This window comes from Cellulomonas jepli, from assembly GCF_047229345.1.
Lineage (GTDB): Bacteria > Actinomycetota > Actinomycetes > Actinomycetales > Cellulomonadaceae > Cellulomonas_A.
In genome coordinates this window covers 1-5,620 of record NZ_JBFTER010000166.1, presented here as the reverse complement: position 1 = coordinate 5,620, position 5,620 = coordinate 1, and the positions used below count along the sequence as shown (strand labels likewise).

Below are 5,620 nucleotides of genomic sequence, written 5' to 3'. Positions count from 1 at the left end.
GCTGGGCGACGCCCGGGCGCCGGGGGACCCGCGCCGTACGACGACGACCCGGGCGTGCCCGAGCCGCCGCACGACCTGGCCGACGGCGACCCCTATGCGGGGATCCCGATCCCGCCGGCGGACGACCCGTACGACGACGCGCCGCCCGCACGCCCGAGCGGCTCGGCCTCGGGCGGGCGTCCCAGCGGAGGCGGCGCCGGTGCCGCCGGCGGTCCGGGCGGTGCCGGCGCCGGCGGACCCGCCCAGCCCCCCGTCACGGCTCGTGTCGCCGCCGAGCGCGCCTACGCCGCGAGCCGGGGTGCGACGCGCAACGCCCCGGTCGAGGACTTCCCGTCGCCCGACGACCCCGACCTCGCGACGTCGGGCCTCACGGGCGCGCCGCTCGTCGCCCAGCTCCTCGGCGGCACGATCATCGACGAGCAGACCGACGACCCGATGGGCTGAGGCCGCCCGCCGGCGCGAGCGGGTCGCGGTGGACCGGCGCGCTCCGGGTCCGCGGGGTCGCGGGGCACGTAGGGTGGGCGTGTGTACGAGGGTGCGGTCCAGGACCTGATCGACGAGCTCGGGCGGCTGCCCGGCGTCGGTCCCAAGAGCGCGCAGCGCATCGCGTTCCACGTGCTCGCCGCGGACCCCGCGGACGTGCGGCGGCTGGTCGACGCCCTGACCGAGGTCAAGGCGCGCGTCCGGTTCTGCGAGGTCTGCGGGAACGTGTCGCAGGAGCCGCAGTGCCGCGTCTGCCGCGACCCGCGGCGCTCGCCGACCACGATCTGCGTCGTCGAGGAGCCCAAGGACGTCGTCGCGATCGAGCGCACGCGCGAGTTCCGCGGCAAGTACCACGTGCTCGGCGGCGCGATCAACCCGATCGCGGGCATCGGGCCGGACGACCTGCGCATCAAGGACCTGCTCACGCGCCTGCAGGACGGCACGGTCACCGAGGTGATCCTCGCGATGGACCCGAACGTCGAGGGCGAGGCGACCGCCACGTACCTCGCACGGATGCTCGTGCCGATGGGCCTCACGGTGAGCCGGCTCGCGTCGGGCCTCCCGGTGGGCGGGGACCTCGAGTACGCGGACGAGGTGACCCTCGGCCGGGCGTTCGAGGGCCGACGACGGATCAGCGCGTAGGGGAGTGGCGACGATGGCGGACGAGACGACGCAGGGCCCGGCCGACGGCGGCGCGGTCGCCGGGGCGGACCTGCCCGGCGTGGACCTCAGCGGCGAGCCCGGGCGCGCGGCGGTGACCCCGCCCGCGGTCGAGGAGGACCTCGCGGACCTGCTCGGCGTCGCGCAGTCGGTCGCCGAGGAGTCCCGGAGCTTCCTGACGACGATCACCGAGGTCGGCGCCGGCACGAACCCCGAGGCCGCGATCCCGCTGCTGCTGCTCGCGGTGTCGGACGCGCTCGCGGTCGGCGCTCGGCTCGGCGCGATCGTCGACGTCGTGCCGCCGGACCGCTACGAGCCGGACATCGGCCCCGACCCGGACGTCGACCCGCTGCGCGTCGCGCTCGCGAACGTGCTCGAGGGCATCGACGAGTACGCCGAGGTCGTGGACCCGGTCCTCGGCGCCGAGGTCACGGGCTCGACGCTGTCGGGCGAGCTCGTCGCGATCGCGGGTGCGCTGGTCCAGGGCCTGCGCCACCACGAGCAGGGCCAGGAGCTCGAGGCGCTGTGGTGGTGGCAGTTCTCGTACCTGTCGAGCTGGGGGGAGCGGGCGTCGAGCGTCCTGCGCGTGCTCCAGGTCGTGCTGGGTCACCTGCGGCTCGACGTCGAGGACGACGTGGCCGCCGAGGCGGAGTACGACGCGCTGCAGCCGTGAGCCGCCGGCACCCGCAGCGGTGAGCCGCCGGCGCCCGCAGCGTTGAGCCGCCGGAGCGGTCGGCTCAGAACGTGAGGGCGGCGTGCGGGGCGCGACCGCCCGAGAGCCTGCGCAGCGTGTCCAGCCCGCTGCTGAGCTCGAGCGTCGGGTCCTGCGAGAGGATCGCCTGCTGGAGGTAGCGCAGCCCGCGGCCGGGGTCGATCCCGAGCTCGTGCCGCAGCCGCACGCGGATGCGGTTGAACACGTCCAGGGCCTCGCTCTGCTGACCGTTGCGGTACAGGGCCACCATGAGGAGCTCGCCGAGCCGCTCGCGGTCGGCGTGGATCTCGACGAGGTGGCGCAGGTCGTTGAGCACGGTGCGGGTGTCGCCCAGCTCGAGCCGGAGCTCCGCGGACATCTCGAGCGCGCCGACGTGCCCCTCCTCGAGCCGCGCCTGCTCGGCGCGCAACGCCGAGAGGTCGTTGACGCCCTCGAGCGCCGGGCCGCGCCACAGCGCGAGGGCGGCGTGCGTGAGCCGCAGCGCCTCGGTCGGCTCCTCGTGGCGCAGGGCCGAGGCGCGGTCGAGCATCGCGGTGAACTGGAACGCGTCGACGTCGAGCGGTGTCACGTCGAGCACGTAGCCGCCGTAGGAGGTGCGCAGCAGCGGCAGCGTCCCGCTGAACCCGCGCAGGTGGCGGCGCAGCCGGGTGACGGTGGCCTGGAGCGCGTTGCGGGAGTTGGCGATCGTGGCCTCGTCCCACAGCGCGGCGACGAGCCAGTCGGTCGACAGCACCCGGCCGGGCGAGAGCGCGAGCAGCGCGAGGAGCGTGCGCACCTGCCGGGAGCTGATCGAGCACGTGTGGTCGCCGGACTGCAGGGACATCGGTCCCAAGAGATTGATGCGCACCGTGAAGGTCCCCTGTGTCCTCTGGCGGCTGCCCCCTGCGAGCGACGCCGACTGAATGTCTACCGCAAACCCAGGTGAACCCGCAGTGAACATGCCATCCATCTCAGCTGACGAGAGTACTCAGGAGTACGTCGCGAGCCGGCAGGGCACGGTGATGCTCGCGGTCGTCGGCCCGCCCACCGGGCTGTGCACCACCAGGAAGCCGTCGAAGGCCGCGAGGCGCCGCTCGATCCCCCGCAGACCGGTCCCGCGGGCCACGTCGGCCCCACCCCGCCCGTCGTCCTGGACGCTCACGCGCAGCGTGCCGTCGTCGTTCGTCACGTCGATCGTCACGGTCGTCGCGTCGGCGTGCTTCCCGACGTTCGCGAGCAGCTCGGAGACCGCGAAGTACACCGCGGACTCGAGCGGCGGCAGCGGACGACCCTCGACGGTCGACCGGACCTCGACGCGCAGCGGCGACTCCAGCGCGCGCGCACGGATCGCGTCCACCAGGCCGCGGTCGGCGAGGACCGGCGGGTGGATGCCCCGCACGAGCTCACGCAGCTCCGTCAGCGCCGCGGCCGAGGTCTGCTTGGCCTCGAGCACCATGGCGCGCGCCGCGGCCGGGTTCTCGTCGATCAGGCGCTCCGCCGCCGTGAGCGTCATGCCCATCGCCACGAGCCGGGCCTGCGCGCCGTCGTGCAGGTCCCGCTCGATCCGGCGGATCTCCTGCGCCTCGTGGTCGACGACGTCGGTCCTGCTCTGCGCGAGGTGCGCCACGCGCTGCCGCAGCCGGCGCGAGTCGTGCGACAGGACGGTCCGCACCCAGCGGCCGTGCGCCCGCACGGCGGGCCGCGCGAGCAGCACCGCCGCGACGATCTCGAGAACGCCGAGCACCGCCGCGGCGACCGCCGAGCCCTGGCCCGTCAGCGGCACGAACAGGAACCAGCTGTTCTCCCACGCGCTCACGACCGGCTCCCACAGCACGAGCAGGCTGACGCCCCACAGGCCGTGCACGATGCCGAGGACGGGCAGCAGCGCGAGCGTCAGGCCCACGATCGGGTTCACCACGTGCCACAGCAGGTCGGCCCACGTCGCGCGGTCCCCGAGCATCGCGTGGGTGCGGCGCCACGCGGCACCCAGGCCGCCCGCGTCGGCCCCGGGCGGCAGCGGCAGGTAGTCCTCGCTCACGCGCACACCCGAGAAGCCCAGGGCGAGCGCACGCTGGCGGCGGGCGTCCGAGCGGACGAGGTCGAGCGCCCCCGGGACGAGCAGGATCCCGATGCCGACCACGACCAGCGTCACGGCGAGCGCGAGCCACAGCACCACGAACGCCTCCCACACCGCGAGCCCGGCGAGCGCGAGCCCACGGCCGAGGTACACCCCGGCGCGGGGCGCGTGCGGGGCGCGGAGCTCGTCGAGCGGCATCGTGACCTCGGTCGTGAGTAGTGGTCTGTCCATACCGACAGCCTGCCCGGCGCGGCGCCGCCCGTCAGTGGTGCGCGCACCACTCCCCGGCGGCGTCCGGCCGTCCGTCGGGCCGCCCGCCCGGTCGACCGCCGTGACCCGGCGCCGGCCGCGGCGTGCGACGTGCTGGCTACACTCGCACCCGACCGGCCCGACCAGCGAGGAGCGCCCGATGCGTGTCGTGCTCGCGGAGGACCAGTTCCTGCTCCGGGACGGGCTCGTCCGGCTGCTGGGCAGCCACGGTATCGAGGTCGTCGCCGCCGTCGCGCACGGCGACGAGATCCTGGACGCGATCGACGAGCACCGCCCCGACCTCACGCTGCTCGACCTGCGCCTGCCGCCCACGTTCTCCGACGAGGGCCTGCGTGCCGCGGTCGAGGCGCGCACGCGTGCACCGGGTCTGCCCGTCGTGCTGCTCTCGCAGTACGTCGAGCAGCTGTACGTGCAGGAGCTCCTCGCGACCGGGGACTCCGGCGTCGGGTACCTGCTCAAGGACCGGGTGTTCGACGACGTGCAGTTCGTCGCCGCCCTGCGCTCGGTGCGCGACGGCGGCACCGTGATGGACCCGGACGTCGTGGCGGTCCTGATGCGCCGGGACACCCGCCGGACCGTCCTGGAGCGGCTCACGGCGCGCGAGCTGGAGGTCCTCGCCCGCATGGCCGAGGGCGACGCCAACTCCGTCATCGCCGAGAAGCTGGTCGTCACCGAGAAGGCGGTCGCGAAGCACATCAACAGCATCCTCGCGAAGCTCGACCTGCCCCCGTCGACGACCTCGTCGCGCCGGGTCGCGGCGGTGCTCACGTACCTGCGGGGCTGAGCGCCGGGGCGACCCGCTCGAGCTCGCTCGCGCCGACCCACCGGTGCCGGACCGCGAGCCGGCCCGCGCCGCCGGCGAGCGCCGTCACCGAGCCGCGGTGTCCGCCACCCGCGGCCGCGAGGACCCCCGCGGGGAGGTCGTGGCACGCGACCCCCGCGAGGTCGAGCCCGGCCGGGCGCGTGCGCGGCTCCCACTCCCGCAGGCGCGCCGGCTCGTGCGCGGGCGACGTCGCGAGGTGGCGCAGGGGCACCGTGAGCCCGACCCGGGCGGCCTTGAGCACCGCCTCCTTGCGCACCCAGCGGGTCAGCAGCGCCCCCCGCGGGTCCGGAGCGGCGAGGTCCGCCGCCAGCTCGTCGTCGCGGCACAGCACCGGTGCGACCGTGCGGACGTCGGTGCGCGCCTGCTCGACGTCGACGCCGACCGCACCCACCCCGTGCCCGACGGCGACCGTCACGAGGTCGCCGCTGTGCGAGAGCGACACCGACCAGCCCCCGGCGCCGAGGTCGGCCGCTCCGGAGCCGGCGACCTCCGTCGGCCCGTGGTCGGTCCCGCCGCACCCGGGGCAGCGGCGGGCGACGTCCGCGGCGTCGTCGCCGGTCGCCTCCCGCACCGCGAGCCGGACGAGGGCCGCGCCGGCCCCCGAGCGGTCGCGGTC

6 protein-coding genes and 1 pseudogene are annotated in these 5,620 nt (G+C 75.6%); 4 read left to right on the top strand and 3 right to left on the bottom strand.

Translation table 11 applies throughout. The annotated features are described in order from the left end of the window. The 3 genes and pseudogenes from AB6N24_RS22475 to AB6N24_RS22465 form a co-directional block, all read left to right on the top strand. Positions 1-444 (top strand): annotated as a pseudogene (locus AB6N24_RS22475) (DNA polymerase III subunit gamma and tau); the annotation flags it as partial. Positions 445-525: 81 nt separating this feature from the next. Next, on the top strand, positions 526-1,125 hold the full coding sequence (recR, locus tag AB6N24_RS22470; protein WP_034634711.1) for a recombination mediator RecR: 600 nt from the start codon (positions 526-528) through the stop codon (positions 1,123-1,125). A gap of 13 nt (positions 1,126-1,138) precedes the next feature. Further along, on the top strand, positions 1,139-1,816 hold the full coding sequence (locus AB6N24_RS22465; protein ID WP_412871582.1) for a DUF5063 domain-containing protein: 678 nt from the start codon (positions 1,139-1,141) through the stop codon (positions 1,814-1,816). A gap of 64 nt (positions 1,817-1,880) precedes the next feature. Here AB6N24_RS22465 and AB6N24_RS22460 read toward each other — a convergent pair whose 3' ends face one another. Both AB6N24_RS22460 and AB6N24_RS22455 read right to left on the bottom strand, forming a co-directional pair. Beyond that, positions 1,881-2,678: an AfsR/SARP family transcriptional regulator gene (locus AB6N24_RS22460; protein ID WP_412871581.1), complete on the bottom strand. Its 798-nt coding sequence runs from the start codon at positions 2,676-2,678 to the stop codon at positions 1,881-1,883. Positions 2,679-2,822: 144 nt separating this feature from the next. Further along, positions 2,823-4,142 (bottom strand): sensor histidine kinase, encoded by a 1,320-nt coding sequence (locus AB6N24_RS22455; RefSeq protein ID WP_412871580.1) that lies wholly within the window; start codon positions 4,140-4,142, stop codon positions 2,823-2,825. Between the two features lie 178 nt (positions 4,143-4,320). Between AB6N24_RS22455 and AB6N24_RS22450 the strand changes: the two genes are divergently transcribed. After that, positions 4,321-4,965 carry a response regulator gene (locus tag AB6N24_RS22450; RefSeq protein ID WP_412871579.1) on the top strand — a complete coding sequence of 215 codons (645 nt, stop codon included), beginning with the start codon at positions 4,321-4,323 and terminating at the stop codon, positions 4,963-4,965. Here AB6N24_RS22450 and AB6N24_RS22445 read toward each other — a convergent pair. Then, positions 4,946-5,620 (bottom strand): 4'-phosphopantetheinyl transferase superfamily protein (locus tag AB6N24_RS22445; protein WP_412871578.1); only part of this gene is annotated, 675 nt, incomplete at its 5' end. The two genes, AB6N24_RS22450 and AB6N24_RS22445, sit on opposite strands and share 20 nt — an antisense overlap.